The sequence below is a fragment of the Acinetobacter qingfengensis genome, assembly GCF_008693185.1.
In the GTDB taxonomy this organism is placed as follows: Bacteria; Pseudomonadota; Gammaproteobacteria; order Pseudomonadales; family Moraxellaceae; genus Acinetobacter; species Acinetobacter qingfengensis.
Map to the genome: position 1 here is coordinate 67,182 of NZ_VXKN01000010.1, position 19,805 is coordinate 86,986.

The 19,805-nt window shown below is 37.8% G+C and carries 19 protein-coding genes and 1 pseudogene; 8 read left to right on the forward strand and 12 right to left on the reverse strand.

Annotated features, from left to right (window positions below; all coding sequences use genetic code 11):
- Positions 1–80 precede the first annotated feature (80 nt).
- Positions 81–689, reverse strand: coding sequence for an alpha/beta hydrolase (locus F4V57_RS12140; RefSeq protein ID WP_070070976.1), 609 nt, complete (start codon positions 687–689; stop codon positions 81–83).
- A gap of 231 nt (positions 690–920) precedes the next feature.
- Here F4V57_RS12140 and F4V57_RS12145 point away from each other — a divergent pair, with 231 nt between their 5' ends.
- Complete coding sequence (locus F4V57_RS12145; protein WP_070070977.1) at positions 921–2,939, forward strand: M3 family metallopeptidase; 2,019 nt, start codon at positions 921–923, stop codon at positions 2,937–2,939.
- 175 nt (positions 2,940–3,114) lie between these two features.
- Here the strand turns inward: F4V57_RS12145 and F4V57_RS12150 are convergent, their stop codons facing one another.
- Positions 3,115–3,576, reverse strand: a complete 462-nt coding sequence (locus F4V57_RS12150; RefSeq protein WP_070070978.1) for a hypothetical protein — start codon at positions 3,574–3,576, stop codon at positions 3,115–3,117.
- Between the two features lie 59 nt (positions 3,577–3,635).
- A pseudogene (locus tag F4V57_RS12155) lies at positions 3,636–3,770 on the reverse strand (prepilin-type N-terminal cleavage/methylation domain-containing protein); the annotation flags it as partial.
- 355 nt (positions 3,771–4,125) lie between these two features.
- On the opposite strand from F4V57_RS12155, the gene F4V57_RS12160 reads away from it, so the two are divergent.
- Positions 4,126–4,329 carry a YheV family putative zinc ribbon protein gene (locus tag F4V57_RS12160; RefSeq protein WP_070070979.1) on the forward strand — a complete coding sequence of 68 codons (204 nt, stop codon included), beginning with the start codon at positions 4,126–4,128 and terminating at the stop codon, positions 4,327–4,329.
- 26 nt (positions 4,330–4,355) lie between these two features.
- The gene (locus tag F4V57_RS12165; RefSeq protein WP_141729292.1) at positions 4,356–4,814 is read left to right on the forward strand and encodes a hypothetical protein; all 459 of its coding nucleotides are present in this window, start codon (positions 4,356–4,358) and stop codon (positions 4,812–4,814) included.
- 67 nt (positions 4,815–4,881) lie between these two features.
- On the opposite strand, the gene F4V57_RS12170 is transcribed toward F4V57_RS12165, so the two are convergent.
- Together F4V57_RS12170 and F4V57_RS12175 are read right to left on the reverse strand one after the other, a co-directional pair.
- Positions 4,882–5,283, reverse strand: a complete 402-nt coding sequence (locus F4V57_RS12170; protein ID WP_070070980.1) for a protein YgfX — start codon at positions 5,281–5,283, stop codon at positions 4,882–4,884.
- A gap of 5 nt (positions 5,284–5,288) precedes the next feature.
- Positions 5,289–5,549, reverse strand: a complete 261-nt coding sequence (locus F4V57_RS12175; protein ID WP_070070981.1) for an FAD assembly factor SdhE — start codon at positions 5,547–5,549, stop codon at positions 5,289–5,291.
- A gap of 268 nt (positions 5,550–5,817) precedes the next feature.
- On the opposite strand from F4V57_RS12175, the gene F4V57_RS12180 reads away from it, so the two are divergent.
- On the forward strand, positions 5,818–6,252 hold the full coding sequence (locus tag F4V57_RS12180) for a hemerythrin domain-containing protein (protein WP_070070982.1): 435 nt from the start codon (positions 5,818–5,820) through the stop codon (positions 6,250–6,252).
- Between the two features lie 81 nt (positions 6,253–6,333).
- Here F4V57_RS12180 and F4V57_RS12185 read toward each other — a convergent pair whose 3' ends face one another.
- The gene (locus F4V57_RS12185) at positions 6,334–7,203 is read right to left on the reverse strand and encodes an EamA family transporter (protein WP_070070983.1); all 870 of its coding nucleotides are present in this window, start codon (positions 7,201–7,203) and stop codon (positions 6,334–6,336) included.
- Between the two features lie 130 nt (positions 7,204–7,333).
- The gene (serA, locus tag F4V57_RS12190) at positions 7,334–8,566 is read right to left on the reverse strand and encodes a phosphoglycerate dehydrogenase (protein ID WP_070070984.1); all 1,233 of its coding nucleotides are present in this window, start codon (positions 8,564–8,566) and stop codon (positions 7,334–7,336) included.
- A gap of 90 nt (positions 8,567–8,656) precedes the next feature.
- Between serA and F4V57_RS12195 the strand changes: the two genes are divergently transcribed.
- Positions 8,657–10,066 carry an FAD-binding oxidoreductase gene (locus F4V57_RS12195; protein WP_070070985.1) on the forward strand — a complete coding sequence of 470 codons (1,410 nt, stop codon included), beginning with the start codon at positions 8,657–8,659 and terminating at the stop codon, positions 10,064–10,066.
- Positions 10,067–10,454: 388 nt separating this feature from the next.
- Here the strand turns inward: F4V57_RS12195 and F4V57_RS12200 are convergent, their stop codons facing one another.
- Positions 10,455–10,820 carry an MmcQ/YjbR family DNA-binding protein gene (locus F4V57_RS12200; RefSeq protein WP_070070986.1) on the reverse strand — a complete coding sequence of 122 codons (366 nt, stop codon included), beginning with the start codon at positions 10,818–10,820 and terminating at the stop codon, positions 10,455–10,457.
- Positions 10,821–11,089: 269 nt separating this feature from the next.
- The gene (locus F4V57_RS12205) at positions 11,090–12,304 is read right to left on the reverse strand and encodes an MFS transporter (RefSeq protein ID WP_070070987.1); all 1,215 of its coding nucleotides are present in this window, start codon (positions 12,302–12,304) and stop codon (positions 11,090–11,092) included.
- A 210-nt stretch (positions 12,305–12,514) separates the two neighbouring features.
- On the opposite strand from F4V57_RS12205, the gene mhpT reads away from it, so the two are divergent.
- Together mhpT and dld are read left to right on the forward strand one after the other, a co-directional pair.
- Positions 12,515–13,765 (forward strand): 3-(3-hydroxy-phenyl)propionate transporter MhpT, encoded by a 1,251-nt coding sequence (gene mhpT, locus F4V57_RS12210; RefSeq protein WP_227515722.1) that lies wholly within the window; start codon positions 12,515–12,517, stop codon positions 13,763–13,765.
- Positions 13,766–13,796: 31 nt separating this feature from the next.
- The gene (dld, locus tag F4V57_RS12215) at positions 13,797–15,494 is read left to right on the forward strand and encodes a D-lactate dehydrogenase (protein ID WP_070070989.1); all 1,698 of its coding nucleotides are present in this window, start codon (positions 13,797–13,799) and stop codon (positions 15,492–15,494) included.
- A gap of 31 nt (positions 15,495–15,525) precedes the next feature.
- On the opposite strand, the gene yccS is transcribed toward dld, so the two are convergent.
- The gene (gene yccS, locus F4V57_RS12220; RefSeq protein WP_070070990.1) at positions 15,526–17,676 is read right to left on the reverse strand and encodes a YccS family putative transporter; all 2,151 of its coding nucleotides are present in this window, start codon (positions 17,674–17,676) and stop codon (positions 15,526–15,528) included.
- A gap of 208 nt (positions 17,677–17,884) precedes the next feature.
- Here yccS and F4V57_RS12225 point away from each other — a divergent pair, with 208 nt between their 5' ends.
- Positions 17,885–18,700 (forward strand): DMP19 family protein, encoded by an 816-nt coding sequence (locus F4V57_RS12225; RefSeq protein ID WP_070070991.1) that lies wholly within the window; start codon positions 17,885–17,887, stop codon positions 18,698–18,700.
- Positions 18,701–19,033: 333 nt separating this feature from the next.
- Here the strand turns inward: F4V57_RS12225 and F4V57_RS12230 are convergent, their stop codons facing one another.
- Together F4V57_RS12230 and F4V57_RS12235 are read right to left on the reverse strand one after the other, a co-directional pair.
- Positions 19,034–19,435, reverse strand: coding sequence for a tautomerase family protein (locus F4V57_RS12230; RefSeq protein WP_070070992.1), 402 nt, complete (start codon positions 19,433–19,435; stop codon positions 19,034–19,036).
- Complete coding sequence (locus tag F4V57_RS12235) at positions 19,426–19,743, reverse strand: carboxymuconolactone decarboxylase family protein (RefSeq protein WP_070070993.1); 318 nt, start codon at positions 19,741–19,743, stop codon at positions 19,426–19,428. Before F4V57_RS12235 ends, F4V57_RS12230 begins: the two co-directional genes overlap by 10 nt.
- Between the last annotated feature and the right edge of the window lie 62 nt (positions 19,744–19,805).

A 19,805-nucleotide genomic window follows, 5' to 3' on the forward strand; every position in this document is an offset into this window, starting at 1 on the left:
CAATCAATGCTAGAGATTCTTGTTCTAATATAAGTAATATTAAAACAGACATCAATTTTATAACCAAAACATATACCTATTTAAGTACCGAGTATAGTTTTTAAGAACATTTCACCCCGCTCTAATTCCTGTTGATTAACGGCATGCGGTAATCCGGCAAATGTTTCCAGATGTACATTAAAACCCGCCAGGGATAACTGCTCTCGTGCCAAATGACTTTCCTGTACAGAAATGACAGTATCTGCTTCACCGTGCATAAGAAGTATTTGTGTTGACTTCGACACACCATCAAGGATTGGCGTCACCAAACGTCCAGATAGGCCAATAACCCCTGCAACTGGCCAGCGACCAGACACTACAGCATCAAGTGCCATAATCGCTCCTTGTGAAAAACCACAGAATACAACCTGATCCAAATGATTTTGCATTTGATGTTGTTGCAAGATCGTTGTAATGGTCTGATCAAATGCAACTCTAGCTTCAACGATGCGTTGGAATCGATTTTCCTGATTTATCTCGCTAATACTAAACCATTGAAATGCATCCGGGCTATTCATAAAATGAAATGGTGCATTTGGTGAAGCGAACTCCAAATCAGTAACACCCTTCTGCCAATATCGGGCAATTGATTCCAAATCAGCACCATAACTTCCAACGCCATGCAACATGATCACTAACTTTTTCATCATCGTACCTCTTCAAAATATTCATCAAAATCACTGTACTCAAAAACCATCACTTTATCAGTGATCATTTTTTAGTTTATTTTTATCTACATATTAAATAGGCTACAGGATTGCAACGAAGCTGGATATATAGACCATTAATTTATACTGTTGCAAAAATTACGCTTGATTTCTTGTTAAATAGCACTTATCTAATGAATTATTGCAAATTGATCTTATTTAGAGAGTACAACAATGACATTAACTGCTGCAACTTTACCCTTACCTCAATTCAGTCAAATCAAAATTGAGGATCTGAAACACAATATTCAGCAATTACTACAACAAGGGCAGCAATTACTACAACAAGTACAAGCGAGTGAAAATTTTGCAGAAGCCCTAGCAACCATTGATGCTTTTGATGATTTTGAAAATCAATTTAGTGAGCAATTCGGTGTACTCTCGCATCTTAATGCGGTGATGAATACACCTGAGTTAAGAGAAGTTTATCAATCCTTACTCCCTGAAATCAGTGATTTCTACACCCAAATCGGGCAAAGTGAAGCGCTGTATCAAAACTATCAATTTGTGGCTGATCAAACCCAATTTCAAACTTTACGTCCAGCCTTGCAAAGTGCGATCCGTCAAGCAATTAAAGATTTTAAATTGTCAGGAGTTGCTCTACCGCAAGATAAAAAAGCTGAATTTGCAAAAGTTGCAGCACGCTTATCGCAATTATCATCTGATTTTTCCAATCATGTTTTGGACGCAACACAGGATTATGTTCTAGCGTTAGACGATGCTCAACTCAAAGGTTTACCTGAAAGCAGCAAAGCGCTATTACAGCAATATGGACAACAAAAAGGTCTGCAACAAGCTGCTGCGACACTAGATATTCCAGCCTATCTTGCCATTATGACTTATGCAGATGATCGTCAACTAAGAGAAACCTTGTATCAAGCCTATACCACTCGAGCCTCTGAACTCGGTAAAACAGCATTTGATAATGGTCCAATCATGCAGGAAATTTTGGCATTAAGAGAACAACAGGCGAAATTACTCGGCTTTAATACTTTTGCCGAATTATCGCTGGCACGTAAAATGGCGCCTAGTGTTGAAAAAGTCAGAGAATTTTTACTGGATCTCGCCGATAAAGCACAAGCGCCCGCACAAGCAGAAATTGCCCAGTTAAAAGATTTTGCTGCACAGAATGACATAGACATTTTACAACCCTGGGATAGTGGTTATTATGCAGAAAAACTAAAACAGAAAAACTTCAATCTATCACAAGAAGCTTTAAAACCTTATTTTCCAATCAATAAAGTTGTGAATGGTTTGTTTGCTATTGCCGAAAAATTGTATGGCATTCAAATTATTCAAAAGCAGGCTGATGTCTGGCACAAGGATGCCAAATATTATGAAGTAGAAGAACATGGAAATGTCATCGGTGGTTTCTATTTCGACTTATATGCACGAGACCAAAAACGTGGTGGTGCATGGATGAGTGGTTTCCGCTCCAAAATCAAAGATCTGACACAGGATCAAAAACCTGTTGCATTTATGGTCTGTAACTTCGCACCACCTGTCGGTAATCAACCTGCACAATTAACCCATGATGAGATTACCACCCTGTTCCATGAGTTTGGTCATGGCTTACATCATATACTTACCGAAGCTGACCATATCGGCGTTGCAGGAACGCATGCCGTTGCTTGGGATGCGGTAGAACTCCCAAGTCAATTTATGGAGTTCTGGGCATGGGAAGAGCAAGGTATCGATTTAATCAGCGCGCACATTGAATCCGGCGACCCTTTGGACAAAGCATTACTGGAAGCGCTATTTGCCGCACGTTATTTCCAAACCGGAATGCAAACCCTGCGTCAACTGGAATTTGCCCTGTTTGACCTGAATATCCACGATACTGTTCCTGCCCCAGATGTTGCAGGCATCCAACAAATTTTGGATCAAGTACGGGAAAAAGTTGCCGTCTTACCAACCCCTGCATACAATCGTTTTCAGTACAGCTTTAGCCATATTTTTGCAGGTGGTTATGCGGCTGGATACTACTCCTACAAATGGGCAGAAGTTCTGGCCAGTGATGCTTTTGATCGCTTTGAACAGGAAGGCGTTTTTAATGCCCAGACCGGACAAGCATTCCGTCAATCCATTCTGGCTGTCGGTGGACAAATTGATGCACTGGAAGCATTTAAGGCATTTAGAGGACGCGAACCTAAAATTGATGCCTTATTACGTCATAGTGGCTGGACCAATTAGGCTAAAAGTATCCAGTTTTTGGGAGCAGAGCAAAGCTCCCATTCTGGTTTTTATAGACTCAACCTCTTTCGAAAACATTTAAACCCCCTTTTAATCTTACTTAAGCAACATATTCCGCAAGGGGATTAAAAATTAAAACTCAACAGCTCTACGTTTAACACCTAGAACCCAAATGCTATAAATAACGTGCCCATTTGATTTTGGAGGTTATTTCTGTTTTCATTTTTCCATTGCTAGGATCAACTCCTGAATTAGTTGTTGATAATGTATAAACCACCTCAATCGTAGACGTTGATTTTGCAAGCGTATTATTATTTGTTATCTGTGCGGTGATGTCATAACTATCATCAGAATATGATATGGCTTTAATAATTTGTGCACCAATCTTATTTTTAGCGCCTGCAGGAAGATTAATGATTAATTGCTCTGGATCAGTTTCGCTCGTTGTTTTGTATTCTGCCAACTGGTCTGATGTGCGACTTTGCAAATACTGCCGTACCACTTCCACGCCTGTCCATGCTCCTTGCTGGGCATTGGCCAAGACATGACTAGTGATTACCAATTGCTTTTTCATACTTAAATAATAGACTGTTCCCAATACCATAAAAACCAGTGCAAAACCCACCAGTAATATCATTAAAATTGTGGCTGCACCTTATTGTAATTTTGAATAATTAGACATGGCAGACCTCATGATTTTGCCACCTGAATATGAGATTTTTTGATGTAATTTTGGTAACTCGGTAATGCAATCGCTGCCAATATCGCAATAATCACGATCACAACCATTAATTCAACCAAAGTAAAGCCCTGAGGGCGTACTATCCTCATTGTTCAGCCTTTTTTACTGTTCATTTTTTAAAATTTAATCTGGTGAGTGGCTCAGTGCTGCTGCCTTTGTAGATATGTCATTGTTTTTGCCCCTAAAAATGATTAAAAAACACCCTTAAAACTTCCCCATCATAAAAAAAAACGATCGTCAAGCAAAAAATATAAATATTTTTTGCTTATTTTTTAAGTGATTACACTTCACAAGCAGATTGTTTTATATTTAGCGCAAAAATATGCCACAATCTATTTTATCCCATCAGAGATAACGATGCATTGCCAATTTTATCACTGGTAAAATTAGACGAATAAATCTGAATTGGTTAAACTAGAACAACTTTTTGAACAGGACATCATGATGAAACGTCGCTTTATTGCGGGTGCAAAATGCCCCAAATGTCAGGCACAGGATCGTATCGTGATGATCTCTACCGAAAATGATGAGTGGATTGAATGTATCGAATGTGATTACACGGACAAGCGTCCAACTGAAGTAGACTATGAAGCGCCTGCCGTGCCTGATGAAATTGGGGTCATTCAGTTTCGACCACGCAAGAAATAAACTTTTGATTTTTTTAGAATAACATCATGTCAAATCATACTCAAAGCAATAAAACCGTCTGGATGATTTTTGCGGCAATTTGTGGCGTTTTCGCCATTGCTGCACTGATTTATTTTGCCTATTCTTCATTGAATAGTCCTTCACAACAAAAAGAAACTGCTGTCAATCCTAGTGCTAAATCAAGCAATCAAAATACAACAAGCAACACTGATGCAATGTCGTTACAAGCCACAAACTCGGCATCAACGGCGCAACCTGCCAGTATTGATCAGACATTTAATGCTTTGGTACAAAATGATTTAGACAAGCAACCTCTCCCAGAAAATCCTGCTCTCGCTAAAGATGAACTCCAGCAATTAGCAGATGTGCAAAAACAGTTGCATGAACAAAAACAACTATTACAGCAGCAACACCAGTCGGCGGATCGCCTTATTGAATTAAAACAGCAGCAGATTGCAGATTTGCAACAGCAACTTAAAAATTAAGGATTTTATTAAGCAATCTATAATCAGTGGTGATATGGCGGTTGTTTTCATCAGGATATGCCTAATGCTACTGATGTCTTACCAATCGCTGCAACCGACACCATTGCTGATGATTTAACTGATCCTGCATAATACATAATGTGGTTTTATTTTGGGTATGCTCTTCAACAAATGTCAAAAAAACTGCAATACCCAATGACTGAATTTTTAATAATCGTTGTTGTGTACGATGTTGATATTGATCCTCTAAACTCCATAGATCCTCAGTTAAGTGACTTAAACGCCGGATTGAAGATTTTGGACGCAAATAAAAGCTGAATAATGCGGTCAATAGCACGATACTCAAAGCCCAATAGACAGCTACACTTTGCTTTAAAACATAAAACAAGCACAACAACACCGTAATCATGAGCAGTAATTTTAATAATCCTGTCTCTAAATCAAAATGACGGGGGTGAGTGTGCTGCATATCGGTCAAACCTGATGAACGTTGTTTTTCATTTTTTCGATCAATTCTGAAAGCTCTGGTTTTGGTGGTTCAGATACAGCCATAAACCAATCGAGTAAATCCGGATCTTCTGCTGCAACCAGTTCTGCAAACAATGCTTTTTCTGCATCAGATGCAGATAGATAATGTTCTCGAACATAAGGGTCAAAATAAATATCCAGTTCCTTTAAACCACGACGTGAACGATAAATAACTTTACGTTGTTCAAGTGTTGGCTCAATTGTCATCATTTTATCCCTGTAACATATTATAAAAAGCTGATTGTAACGTATGACAGATCTTTTACTCTAGCCTCAAATTCAAATTTTAAATTACATTTAAAATTGAGTTTAGCGTAAAAAAAACCATTCAATACAATTGTTTTACATGGCATCAACATATTATTGCAAGCTTTATACACCGAATAAGCTCATTTTTCATACAATAGAAAAACAGTTAAATTTTCCTGTATTTCGCCAATTTTTATAAACTAGCTACAATAAGGAAATCAATCAAATGAATATTTTTGAAGCACTTCGAGAAAGTCACGATAAACAACGTATATTGTGTCAGCAATTATTAGACACTCATGGGGACAGTCTGGAACGTAGGGAAATTTTTACTGCGTTAAAACAGGAATTATATGCACATTCTGTGGCTGAAGATCGTTATCTTTATATTCCCATGATGTTTAACGATACAGGTCTGGATATTACCCGACATGCACTCTCAGAACATCACGAAATGGATGAGTTGGTAGAACAACTTGAACAAACTGAATTAAGCAATACCGGTTGGTTGGCTACAGCAAAGAAACTGGCAGATGTGGTGCATCATCATTTAAAGGAAGAAGAACATGGTTTTTTTCAACAAGCAGGTAAAATTTTATCTGATCGGGATAAACAGCAATTGGCTAAAAACTATTTAAATGAGTATCAAAAATACCTTTAAACCTTACTCCTCTTGTCAGGCTAGAAGTTCCTCCCTAGCCTGATTTTTTTAATCAAATCAACTCCTACCCTGCATTTTTTGTTATGCACCCAATTTCTTTCTTTGTCTATAACTACGCAGTGTGATCCCAATAGATGCCAGCATAATACTAAATAATGCAACCCACTGAATCAGGCTAAGATATTCATCTAATACCAACATACCTACGATCGCAGCCATTGCAGGCGATAAACTGGTAAAGGTGCCATAACTCAATCGATTCAGCGATTTAAGTGCATACAAATCCAATGCATAAGGAATAGCCGTTGCCAGTAATGCAAGAATCAGAGCATTTTTCCAGTACATTGTATTTAAAATTCCTGCTGAATTTTGCCAAAGCCCATAAGGTAAAAGACATAAGGCAGCAAGTCCAATCCCCAACGTCAGACTATGAATACCAATATTCTGACGAATGACTTTTTGTCCAAAATAAATATACATCGCCCAGCAAAAACCTGCACTCAATGCAAATCCGACACCTCTCCAAGATAAACGCTGATAACCTGTCCACGGCATCAATAATACAATGCCTAAAATTGCACACCCAACCCAGATAAAATCACTGCGTTGTTTTACTGATAATAATGCCAAACCTAATGGACCAATAAATTCCAGCCCAACTGCAATACCCTGTGGTAAATCATTTAGTGCATGGTAGAAACAAATATTCATCAATCCCAATGCCAAACTATAGCACAGGATAATTTGCCATTGCACAAAGGCTAATTTTTTCCAGATACGCCATGAACGTAACATGAAAAAGATGATCAAAAAAGCAAAACTCAACCTTAATACTGTTACCGAAGTTGGATCTAAAACTTCAAATAAATGTTTTGCATAAGATGCGCTGAATTGATAGGACAACATCGAAATCAGCATACAAAGCATGGCACCTAATTGAGATGAGAACATATATTTACCATTGATTTAATCATTGATTACCTAATCTTAAGCAGATATTCACCATGCTTTAAGAGAATAGGAGAAAGCTTTAGCCATAAAAAAACCACAGCCGAAGCTGTGGCTTTAATTAATGCTTTATTTAAAACAACACACGTACACGGATTGTGCCTTCTACATTGTGCAAGGTTTCCAATGCTTCCTGAGATGCAGAAGCATCAACATCAATCACTAGATAACCAACGTCACCCTTAGTCATCAATTGCTGACCAGAAATATTGATATTATGTTCAGCAAATAATGTATTGATTTTGGACAATACACCCGGAATATTTTTGTGGATATGCAATAAACGATGCTTGCCTTCGGTTAATGGCAATGCAATTTCAGGGAAATTGACCGCAGACAGCGTCATTCCTTTATCAGAATAGGCAACAAATTTTTCAGCAACTTCCAAACCGATATTTGCCTGTGCTTCCATGGTTGAACCACCAACATGCGGTGTCAAAATCACATTATCCAAACCACGTAATGCTGACTGGAATTCCTCACCATTGGCTTTTGGTTCTTTCGGAAATACGTCAACCGCAGCACCGGCAATATGACCAGATTTAATTGCATCGGCTAAATCTTCAATTACCACACAAGTACCACGTGCCGCATTCAGGAAGATGGCGCCTTCTTTCATTTGCGCAAACTGATCTTTTCCGAAGAAATTACGGGTTGATGGTACATCAGGTACATGTAAAGTTACAACGTCAGCATTTGCCAGCAACTCTGCCATTGAACCAACCTGACGGGCATTTCCCATTGGTAATTTGGTCACAACATCATAATAAATCACGTGCATACCCAGACTTTCTGCCAAGACAGAAAGCTGAGAACCGATTGAACCGTAACCTACGATTCCCAGAGTTTTACCACGAGTTTCAAAAGAACCTACCGCTGATTTTTGCCAGCCGCCCGCATGTGTTGTTTTTGATTTTTCAGGTACACGGCGCAATAGAAGAATGGTTTCGGCAAGCACAAGTTCAGCAACTGAACGTGTGTTGGAATATGGCGCATTAAAAACAGGAATACCCCGCACCATTGCAGCATTTAGATTTACCTGATTGGTTCCGATACAGAAACACCCCACAGCAATCAGTTTATTTGCTGCTTCAAAAACTTCTTCAGTTAACTGAGTGCGTGAACGGATCCCAATAAAATGTGCTTCTTTGACGGCGTCTTTTAATGCTTCGCCTTCAAGTGCAGTTTTACGATAATCAATATTGGTATAACCCGCAGCGTTTAACGTATCAATAGCGTTTTGATGAACGCCTTCTAATAGCAAGAAACGGATTTTATCTTTAGGAAGAGAAAGATGCTGGCTCATTACGTCTCCGTTATAAAGGCCAAATATTTTGGTCGCAGTATGATACCATATTGCTCATAACTTGTTTAATTGTTATTAGGTTCATCTCTTATGAATGCTCCAGTCAATTTATCTGCCGATTTTCTGAATACCATCCGTTCTATCGTTGGTGAACAACGTGTTAAAACCGACACTGATACCCTATTGACTTGGGGCAAGGATCATACAAAACACTTTGCTCCAGACCCATCGGTTGTGGTTTTTCCTGCGACAACTGAAGAAGTTGCTGCACTGGTAAAGGTTGCTAACGAATTCAATATTGCCATTACACCCTCAGGTGGTCGTACCGGACTTTCTGCCGGAGCTGTAGCAGCCAATGGCGAAATGGTCATCAGCACAGATCGCATGAATAAAGTTTTAAACTTTTATCCAGCAGATCGTATGGTACACGTGCAGGCTGGAATCATCACCGAACAATTACAGAATTTTGCTAAAGAAAACGGTTTTTATTATCCGGTTGATTTTGCCTCATCAGGCTCATCACAAATTGGTGGCAATATTGGAACCAATGCTGGTGGTATCAAAGTCATCAAATATGGAATGACACGCAACTGGATTTTAGGGTTGACCGTAGTTACAGGAAAAGGTGATGTATTACATCTGAACAAAGGTATGATTAAAAATGCTACGGGCTATGCATTACAACACTTATTTATTGGTGGTGAAGGTACGCTGGGCATTGTAACTGAAGCAGAAATCAAACTGGAACGCCAACCGCACGACTTACAGGTTATGGTATTGGGTGTGCCTGATTTTGATGCAGTCATGCCTGTATTACATGCATTCCAAAGCAAAATTGATCTGACCGCCTTTGAATTCTTTGGTGAATTGTCAATGCAAAAAGTATTGGACAATGGTCATGTCCAACGCCCATTTGAAACTCAATGTCCATTTTATGTTTTGCTTGAATTTGAAGCGCCTTATGAACCTATCATGGATAAGGCCATGGAAATTTTTGAACATTGTATGGAACAAGGCTGGGTGCTTGATGGTGTGATGAGTCAAAGTCTGGATCAATTACATAATTTATGGCGCCTACGTGAAGATATTTCGGAATCAATTGCACCATTTACACCGTATAAAAATGACATTTCGGTGTTAATTACCCATGTTCCAGCATTTATTAAAGAAATTGACGCGATTGTTCAGGAAAATTATCCTGATTTTGAAATTTGCTGGTTTGGTCATATCGGTGATGGAAATCTGCACTTAAACATTCTAAAACCTGAAGATCTAAGCAAAGATGAATTCTTTGCAAAATGTCAGATTGTGAATAAACATGTGTTTGATACTGTAAAAAAATACAACGGCTCTATCTCTGCCGAGCATGGTGTGGGAATGACCAAAAAACCATATTTGGGCTATACCCGTTCGGCAGAAGAAATTGCCTATATGAAAGCATTGAAACAAGTCTTTGATCCAAATGACATCATGAATCCAGGTAAATTATTTGATCTATAACTGATAGATTCCCTCAATCCACCCAGTGGTTGAGGGAATCGTAATCTAGACAAGAATCCTATGCTGTCTATATTTCCAAACTTGCTTATTTGACAAAAAAGGATGCCCTTTTAGGTTTTTTAGGACGTTTCAGAGTATGGGGGGGTAATCCGAATTTCACCCGATTTTGTCCCATAAACCAACTGGTTGGTATATTGTCTAGACAATGCGTTTTATGCCAGTTCAAGCACATCTTTTGCACATAAACCACAATATAAATTATGGGGAATAGCCGTCAGTTTAGTGCCTGATTCAATTAATAATCGTATATACATAAAAAATATACACGACTATTCTCTTATTGCAAATCTGCACGGCACTGCCTTTCGAGTTACTAGAATATGAGCTATTAATCATGCCCAGTGAGATAGTAACTATCGTCAATCAATTCAAAAATTTCTTTTTCTGGAACAGTATTATCAAGAAGTACCGTAAGCCAGTGCTCTTTATTCATGTGATATGCTGGTAAATACCCTTGTGCCAGACGTAAGGAACCCACGATTTCTGGTCTACACTTCACATTCAATACATCAATTCCATCCGTCCCTTCAAGTCCAAGCTTGTTTCTGGGAACATTCATCAAGAGCGCAAACCATTTCTTCGTTCCATGATGTCTTAGTGCAGCATAATCTGGATATTTGCTCCAGGGGTAGTCTGGTGCTATCTGATATTTGTTTTTTACATGCTTAACTACGGCTACTTTTAAGTTTGGCATCTTGTTTCCTTGAATTAACAGCATTCGATTAATGATTTAAAAAGTATGGTTAAATTTGCATTAGCATATCCACTCAAAAAGATGTAGATATCTATAGACTAAACTCCGAGCTTGTACAATTAACCGGATAAATCAGATCTCTAAATATTCAGTACGTTTCAGGCACAAAACACGTGGCTCATATAATCAAATAAATCAGGTGTTTGTACCCATAGAAATACTGATAGCCCTAACAATAACAAGAGAATAAAAGACATAATCTTCATGCACTATTCCTGCTTTGGCAACGCTGAGTGATCACTGACAAAGAAATGAATAACCACCCCAAATCCACTCAGAAGAATTGAAAACAACCATACATAGTAATAATCTCCAGTAAGGTCATGATTTAAACCACCTAGATATCCACCCAGAAAAGAACCAATTTGATGGGTTAAAAATACCATACCGCTTAGCATAGACAAATATTTAACTCCAAACATATTAGCAACCAATCCATTGGTTAAAGGAACTGTTGATAACCACAACAATCCCATAACGATACCAAAAGCATATACACTATATACACTTAATGGTAATAATAAGAACAAGATCATCGCTACACCTCTTAATCCATATAGATAAGTCAGTAATCTAGCTTTGCAATAACGATCTCCTAACCAGCCTGCGCCATAGGTACCAATCACATTAAATAAACCAACCAACGCCAGAAAAATTGTTCCTGTTTTGGCATCATAACCATGATCAATCAAATATCCTGGTAAATGAATTCCAAGAAAAACCACTTGAAAACCACACACCAAAAATCCTAGAGATAACCACCAAAATGGACGATGATGACGTGCAATATTTAATATTTGCTTTAAAGTCAGATCAGCTTTATTAGCAAAGGCTTTTTGCTTACCTATCACCGGAGATCTAATCCAAAAACTAAGCGGCAAAATCAAGGCCACCAGAACTGCACTGACCAATAATGCTGCAGACCAACCAAAATACTGGATCAACATCAATGTCGATGGCAACATAATAAATTGTCCAAATGAGCCTGCCGCGCTAGCAATTCCCATGGCCATACTGCGCTTTTCTGCAACCACCATTCGACCAATGGCAGATAGTAATACCGAAAAAGATGTTGCCGAAAGTGCAATACCTAAAATTAATCCCAGACTTAAATTTAGCAATATTCCTGTTGAACTAACCGCCATTATGGCAAGCCCAATCATATAAAGTAATCCACCTATTGCAACAACGATTCGACTACCATAACGATCTGCCAAAGCACCGGTAAAAGGTTGTGCCAATCCCCAAATTAAATTTTGTGATGCAATTGCCAAACTAAATACCTGATGCCCCCAGCCAAAATGATGGCTCATTGGCTCAAGATATAAGGCAAATGCATGTCGAATCCCCAATGAAAGTGCCAAAATAATTGCACTAGCAATGATCATATTACGGATAGTTGTACTCTGTTGAGCAATTTGCATAATGTTTACATTCCTGCATTTCCACTATTTCATGGCATGATACATGAAAATAATCACTAAACTTGTGCCTGATCCCATCGTCTGCCCTGATCTATTCATTTTTTAAGAAAAATATCAGTAAATGCAATTTCCTGATTTTTTTTATACAATCCACATCAATTTTTTTATACTGCTAACCCTGAAAATTCAATCATCATGATGGAACCTGCCATGCAACAACGGACTGTTTTGACCACCACCATTTATACGCTATTTCTGTGTTTTATCATTGCCATTCTGGAAGGATTTGACTTGCAGTCAATGGGCGTTGCAGCACCACGAATGAAAGCTGAAATGGGGCTGGAAAATTCTCAAATGGCATGGATCTTTAGTGCCGCAGTATTGGGAACACTGCCAGGGGCTTTATTGGCTGGGCGTTGTGCAGATATTTTTGGTCGTAAAAATGTGCTGATTACCTGTATTTTTTTGTTTGGTGTCATGTCCTTATGTACACCTTTTGTCGGACATTTTGACTTACTCATTCTTATCCGTTTTTTAACTGGTCTGGGAATGGGTGGCGCATTACCTTTAGTCATTACATTGGTTTCTGAAGCTGTTTCCGAACGGCATAAAGCAACTGCTGTAAGTATAATGTATTGTGGTATGCCTGTTGGTGGAATTCTAAGTTCAGTGGTGGCATTGTCTTTAAATGCAGATCACGAATGGCGGCATATTTTTTATTTTGGTGGCATCTGTCCTATTTTACTTGTACCTTTTTTAATCTGGTTATTACCTGAATCCCGAGATTATCTGGCGTTAAAACAGCAATCTGTTCTATCCGAAAAAATCGGATTTATGCATGCAATCTTTAGTAAACAACGAATTTTTATCACGCTTTGTTTATGGTTGAGCTTTTTTGGAACCTTACTGGTCCTCACTTTATTACAGAACTGGTTACCTACCCTAATGACTAATCTGGGTGCCTCAAAAGCAACCAGTAATTATGTACAAATCGGCTTTAATCTAGGAGGTGCCATTGGTGCACTTGTCCTGGGAATATTATTAGATAGAATCAATAAACATATCGTCATTACACTCGTATATTTGGGTATTTTAGCGTCTCTCAGCGGTTTAGCTTTTTCAGCTCAAAGCCATACGTTAATCTTCGCTGCTGCGTGTAGTGGTTTATTTATCATTGGTTGCCAATCAATTCTATATAGTCTGGCTGCAAAATATTATCCCACACATATGCGCGGCTCAGGTGTAGGCGCAGCAGTTGCTGTAGGTCGAATAGGCTCATTTACTGGGCCATTAATCGCAGGCTATTTACTAAGTATGGGACAAAATGAAGCCTTTGTGATTGCGTCAAGTCTACCAATGATTCTGGTAGCAGCCATTGCTGCATTATTTTTACTACGCCAACCGTTACCATACAATAGCAATACATCTGACACAGACAAATCAAAACTGTTAAAATTTTAACTTATCTATTTCAGCTCAGTGGGAGAACACCATGTCATCAGCCCATCAACAACTTTTTAATGAATTTCATCAAGTTGTTGGCACACATCAGGTTTTATATCAACCTGCTGCTTTGGAACCTTATGTCAAAGGTTTTCGTCTGGGACATGGAAAAGCTCTGGCAGTCATTATTCCCGAAACCTTGCTACAAATGTGGCAAATTCTCAATATCTGTGTCACACATGATGTCATTATTTTAATGCAAGCTGCCAATACTGGTGTCACAGGTGGCTCTACACCAGATGGTGATGATTATGATCGAGATATTGTCATTATCAGTACCCGAAAAATTAAGGCAATTCAGGTCATTGATGACGGAAAACAGGTGATTGCTTTTCCGGGTAGTACTTTGACTGAACTTGAACAGGCTTTAAAAACTTTCGATCGTGAGCCGCATTCAGTTATTGGTTCATCATGTATTGGGGCTTCTGTAATTGGCGGAATTTGTAATAATTCCGGTGGTTCACTGTTACATCGAGGGCCTGCGTTTACCGAAAAATCTTTGTTCGCACAAATTGATACTAATGGTCAATTACAACTGGTAAATCATTTAGGCATTGCCTTGGGAGAAACTCCCGAAGATATCCTGAAAAATCTGGAACAACAACACTATCAATATGGGGATCAACCTGATTGGGAAGGAAAGCTCTGGGCAGAAGATTATGCAGATAATCTGAGAAATGTTGATTCGTCTCAACCTACCCGCTTTAATGGTAATCCGAAATACTTACACGACAGTGCTGGTTGTTCCGGTAAGTTAGCAGTCTTTGCCGTACGTTTGCCGACATTCGAGGCACCTGAAGCAACAGAAACATTTTATATTGGTAGTAACAGTGAAGCCGTTTTTGTGGCATTAAGACGGTTTCTGCTGCAAAAACTTACTGATTTGCCAATGCAAGCCGAATATATTCATCGTTCTGCTTTTGAACTCACTGTACATTATGCCAAACACATGTATCGTGCCATTGATAAATTTGGTGCTGCACGTATTCCGGAACTATTTCACTTTAAAAATACAATAGACCGCTTATTTAAAGCCATTCCTTTCATGCCGGATAATGGTGCAGATCGTCTGATTCAATTTGCCAATCGCATGACCAGACATCATGTCGAACCTCGAATCTGGGAATATTACCAACAATTTGAGCATCATTTAATATTAAAAACTGATGTAAAAAATCAACAGGAAATGCAACAACTGCTACAAGAGTTTTTTGCACAACATGAAGGTAATTTTTTTAACTGTACACCGGAAGAAGCGAAAAATGCTTTTCTCATTCGTTTTGCCGTAGGTGGCTGTACAATTTATTATTGTGAAAGCAAGAACATTTCAACTGATCAGCGCCTTGTGGCCTTTGATGTCGCACTTCCAGCCAATGATGATCATTTTACATTGGATTTACCCCCCGAACTGGCAGCACAAGTTGAACTAAAATCCTGCTGTAGTCATTTTTTCTGCTATGTCGTTCATCAGGACTACATTTTAAAAGAAGGTTATAATGCTTTGGAATTTAAGGAAAAAATGATTCCTTATCTCGAACAGCGTGGCGCAAAATATCCTGCAGAACATAATGTGGGGCACTTATATCATGCTTCGGATGATTACGTGACTCACTTTAAACAACTTGATCCAACCAACAGTTTTAATTCCGGCATTGGCAAAACCAGCAAAAATAAATTCTGGCGTTGAGATTCCTTTCTATTTGGCGGTAGAGATCAACTTATTTAATCTCTATCGCAAGCAATTGTTGTTTCAAACGTAACAGTTCAGGCAAAGTTTCCAGTAGTAAACTAATTTGTTTGAGTACCAATTGCCAGTGTTCTGATAATTGTTGTTGACTATTCAATTGCTGAATTTCCTGTAACTGATGAAAAATTTCCCGTTCAGATAGATGTCGCTCATCCAGCATCGCCTGATTTAAAGTCTGTTCTGTCCAGAGTAACAATTGTAAAATCTTTGTATCCGTTACCTGTTGCCGGTGACTGCCCAATGCAGAAATATAGCTTAGCTGGCTGTGACTATAGACCAGATAACGAAAAGCATTATGAACCAGATGCTGATCCGGATGTGGCTCTGTGCTTAAACTGGAAATCATACTGGAAAGCTCTGTTTGAGCATTATGTGCTGCCCGTCTGGCTTTACGATATGCCATACTATTATTTTTACCAGACTGGTGTTGCTGCACCACAGCAGAAAAATAAGTCATTGTTGCCATACTACTTTTATTAATCGTTCTGGAAATATTACGAAAATTCCAGTCTGGCCAGATCACACTGACGGCAAACCATGCAATTAAACACCCCAAAAGCGTGTCAATAATTCTTGGAAAAATGATGCTATAGCCTGCACCTTTTAAATTAAAAATCAGTAATACCATCAAGGTTGCCATTAATGTGGCAATCGCATATTTTTTGGAACGCAAATAGAAAAAATACACACCACAAATAATGGTTAATAATAATTGTCCTTCAATACTCGGAATAAAATACAACACAGGAACACCAATTAATACGCCGAGTAATGTTCCCACTGTGCGCATGATCAGACGACTTTTCGTCGCAAAATAACTCACCTGACAAACAAATAAACTGGTTAATAAAATCCAATAACCATTTCTGGCAAATGGTAATAATGAAATGACGTAACCCAGAGCAAAAACAAAAGCAATGCGTACTGCATGACGAAATAAAGCAGATTGTGGTGTCAAATGTTGTTTTAATTTTAGCCATAAATCATGCCAACCCTGAATATCATCATCCAGCAAATTAAGGTTATCAATATGTTGCTGATAACGGTTTTGCACTGGCGGCGAATTTTTTTGAAAACTGTGTAATTCCGTATATAAACTTTTCAGATTATTTAAAATCAATTGTAGATTTTTAACTTCGAGATTATCAGGGTTTTGCCTAATCCAATCCTGCATGGAAAGTGTTAAATTCTCTAATGGCGCTGTGAGTTCATGCTGCACTTCAAAACTCTTATTTTGCAAAATACTCTGTGCTAGATCTTCACATGCACAGGCCAAAAGCCGAATATTTTTTTGAATACGATAAATTACATCTGTGCGACTAAAATTTTGCTGAATTTGCTCATAATGTAAATAATTGGAGCTAGCTTGCTCATGTATATCCTGTGCAAAAAAATACAGATTAAGCCAGTGAATCATTTTATGATTAGCGCGAGCAGCCTTTAAGCGCGTCAATAAAGACGCTTTAGTCTGATTCAAATTTTGTACGACAGTAGCATTTTTTAATGACATGGCGTAAAGCAAAGCCTCGACCTGATCGCGATGATCCGGATCAAATAATTGTGCTTTACTGCGTAATAAATCTGCAATCGCAATAAAAGATTGGCAAAGATTATCCTGTACAGCCTGAGTAGGCTTAATCAAATAAAAAATAATTGAACTAATACCATACCAGATTGCCCCAACGACAAAACATAAAGGCTGTATGTACCAGACGTGATGTTCACCCAAACCAAACATAGTATAAATAGACAATAGCACTGCACCAAAAGAAATGGTGGCATAACGCTGCCCCAAACCACCCAACAGAATCAATGCTGCACTATTTAAAGATAAATACAAAATAAACAAAAGTTTATATGGAAACAGAAATTCCAGAATACTACTGACCACAAAAAATAAAATACAGACATATAACAAGTTGCGTAAGCGCATCACTAAACGATCATCAAAATCTGTTAATGCTGCCGCAATTGCTCCCAAAGTCACAGGAACAATCCATTGTTCATAATTTAAAAAAAATAAACCTAATGTCGTACCAGACAACACAATAAAAATTTGAACACAATAAATAAAAAGAGAATTATTTTTGAAGTTTTGAAAAAGCTGACCAAGACTATTCACAGGACGACTGCCGGATCAAAATTCTAGGAGATTAGCCTGACCTGTTTTTTCATCGCTGTCAAACCAATGTTAAATTGTGTATAACATACAAGTTATCCACATTTTCAAAAAATTTACATCACATACAGCGATTCAATACAAATTAAATTAGGTTTTAATAATAAGTTTTGCTAGTCTGAATTTAAACAAATTTTATCGATATTTATCTATGTTACTTAATCATATTCTCGTAACTCAAGAAAGTCTGGATCAGACTGAACCCAATTGTATTGTTGAAAATAACATTGATATTTTAAATGCCTTGTTTGAACGCTATGTTCAAGCAGAAGAAGTTCCTCAGGCAGCATTACAAAGTTATTATATTGATTATTATCTGGCACAAATTGAAAATGGTGGCTTTGCACAATTTGTGTATAACACTGGTTGGCATCCAGATATCATTCAATGGATTGAAGATGGTTTACAAGCCATCGGAGCTGATCGACACTTACAACTTTTTAAACAAAATTCAGAAATTCTTCATCAATTTACGCCTGATCAACTCGAACAGTTTCTAGAAGGAGAATATTTTGGTGAGAATCAACAACGAGATACATTGAATGCTTTTGATGAAACTTTCTATCGCCTGAATGAGCAAGAAAATTTAGCCACTCTCAATCAAGAATGGCTTAAACAACATCCTTTACTAAAAGCAATTGCTGAAGCAGAACTAGAGCAGTATCTGGATCAAATCGCCAAAAACATTCCAAATTTACAAGAACGTATACAGGCAGCCAAAGCTAATCAACCTAGATATTATCATGTAGTTGATGCCTTATGTGAAGCAGCAAATTTACAATTGGATCGAATTACGGCAGGAGATCCGAATTTTCAATATCAAGGTCAACAACATATCTCATGGCATTTTCTGACTGACCAAGGACATTTTTACATGCTGGATCTGGATGATCATGCCTTATTGTTTAATGACCAACAATCTGAACCAATATTTACACTAGATATTCAGCACCTACCTAAAGAATAATTAATTTTTGCAGGTTAAACCTTATGCATGGATATAAATACGTTGATTTTATCTTCATTGTATTTATGTCCATGATTTAATCAGTTTATAATAAAGAGTTATGTAGTTTTAATTTAAAATTCAAAATAAATTTATAAATACCACGCAATATTATGTAACGCTATTTTCTGTAAACGACACTTTTCTAAAAATCGGATTCGTCATATTCAACTTGATTCAGTATTTAGAACGAAGCTAAATCATATTTATATTCAAACCTGAACGAGCCATGATAGCAAGTAAATGGCTTTAGTTCAGGTTTTTGCGATTATCGTTGATCATCCTTGTGATGTTTTAAAGATTTTGTTGTATATAAAGATCTGCTCGTTTTGCGTGACCAAAGCACCAATCTTCGGCTGTATTTGAAACAATCACAAACATAATATCCTGATCAGGAATATTAAATGTATGCTGCAATTGTGAGCTGACATTTTGCATTAATTTTAGTTTTTGATCGGCGGTTCTCGGTTTTCCTGAGGTAATATAAAGTAAAAGAAATTTTTCAGTTCTGGGAGCTTCTACCCAATAATTTGGATCAACAATAATCTGCTCATGACATAATTGTTCAAAAATATGAAAACAATCATTTTTTGACGTATCAAAGTAAGTTTCCATACAAACCTGAACGATTTTAGAAATCTGTTGTTTTTCTTTTGCTGTATAAGTATAGGCTGTGCTAAAGCGAATCATGGGCATGACCAAATCTCCTCTGGCATATGTTCAAGGGCAGAAATAACGGTAGGTAATCCGACATAAAAGACAAGATGGGTGCTTAACTCCAGAATTTGTTCTTTATTAACACCTTGCTTAAGTGCATTTTCAATATGCCATTGCAGTTGCGAATAGCGACCTAGAATAATCAATGTGGTAATGGTGATAAGGCAGCGTGTTTTGATGTCAAGTTGCTCTCTTTGCCAGATGTCAGCAAATAATATGTTTTTACTGAGATCATAAATTTTGGGTGAAATCTGAGATAGATTGGAAATATCAATTTTTCTAAACATCTATTAGGACTCATCAAGATTGTTGAATACAGTATTACAGTTTGCTATAGTTTTAAAAATCA

Bases quoted from the DNA above. Each gene is read 5' to 3' on its own strand.
- F4V57_RS12180 (WP_070070982.1), top strand. From the start codon at position 5,818: ATGAATATTTTTGAAGCACTTCGAGAAAGTCACGATAAACAACGTATA.
- F4V57_RS12185 (WP_070070983.1), bottom strand. From the start codon at position 7,203: ATGTTCTCATCTCAATTAGGTGCCATGCTTTGTATGCTGATTTCGATG.
- F4V57_RS12230 (WP_070070992.1), bottom strand. From the start codon at position 19,435: ATGCCCATGATTCGCTTTAGCACAGCCTATACTTATACAGCAAAAGAA.
- F4V57_RS12200 (WP_070070986.1), bottom strand. From the start codon at position 10,820: ATGCCAAACTTAAAAGTAGCCGTAGTTAAGCATGTAAAAAACAAATAT.
- F4V57_RS12160 (WP_070070979.1), top strand. From the start codon at position 4,126: ATGAAACGTCGCTTTATTGCGGGTGCAAAATGCCCCAAATGTCAGGCA.
- F4V57_RS12235 (WP_070070993.1), bottom strand. From the start codon at position 19,743: ATGTTTAGAAAAATTGATATTTCCAATCTATCTCAGATTTCACCCAAA.
- mhpT (WP_227515722.1), top strand. From the start codon at position 12,515: ATGCAACAACGGACTGTTTTGACCACCACCATTTATACGCTATTTCTG.
- F4V57_RS12225 (WP_070070991.1), top strand. From the start codon at position 17,885: ATGTTACTTAATCATATTCTCGTAACTCAAGAAAGTCTGGATCAGACT.
- serA (WP_070070984.1), bottom strand. From the start codon at position 8,566: ATGAGCCAGCATCTTTCTCTTCCTAAAGATAAAATCCGTTTCTTGCTA.
- F4V57_RS12145 (WP_070070977.1), top strand. From the start codon at position 921: ATGACATTAACTGCTGCAACTTTACCCTTACCTCAATTCAGTCAAATC.
- dld (WP_070070989.1), top strand. From the start codon at position 13,797: ATGTCATCAGCCCATCAACAACTTTTTAATGAATTTCATCAAGTTGTT.
- F4V57_RS12195 (WP_070070985.1), top strand. From the start codon at position 8,657: ATGAATGCTCCAGTCAATTTATCTGCCGATTTTCTGAATACCATCCGT.
- F4V57_RS12150 (WP_070070978.1), bottom strand. From the start codon at position 3,576: ATGATATTACTGGTGGGTTTTGCACTGGTTTTTATGGTATTGGGAACA.
- F4V57_RS12140 (WP_070070976.1), bottom strand. From the start codon at position 689: ATGATGAAAAAGTTAGTGATCATGTTGCATGGCGTTGGAAGTTATGGT.
- F4V57_RS12170 (WP_070070980.1), bottom strand. From the start codon at position 5,283: ATGCAGCACACTCACCCCCGTCATTTTGATTTAGAGACAGGATTATTA.
- F4V57_RS12165 (WP_141729292.1), top strand. From the start codon at position 4,356: ATGTCAAATCATACTCAAAGCAATAAAACCGTCTGGATGATTTTTGCG.
- F4V57_RS12205 (WP_070070987.1), bottom strand. From the start codon at position 12,304: ATGCAAATTGCTCAACAGAGTACAACTATCCGTAATATGATCATTGCT.
- F4V57_RS12175 (WP_070070981.1), bottom strand. From the start codon at position 5,549: ATGACAATTGAGCCAACACTTGAACAACGTAAAGTTATTTATCGTTCA.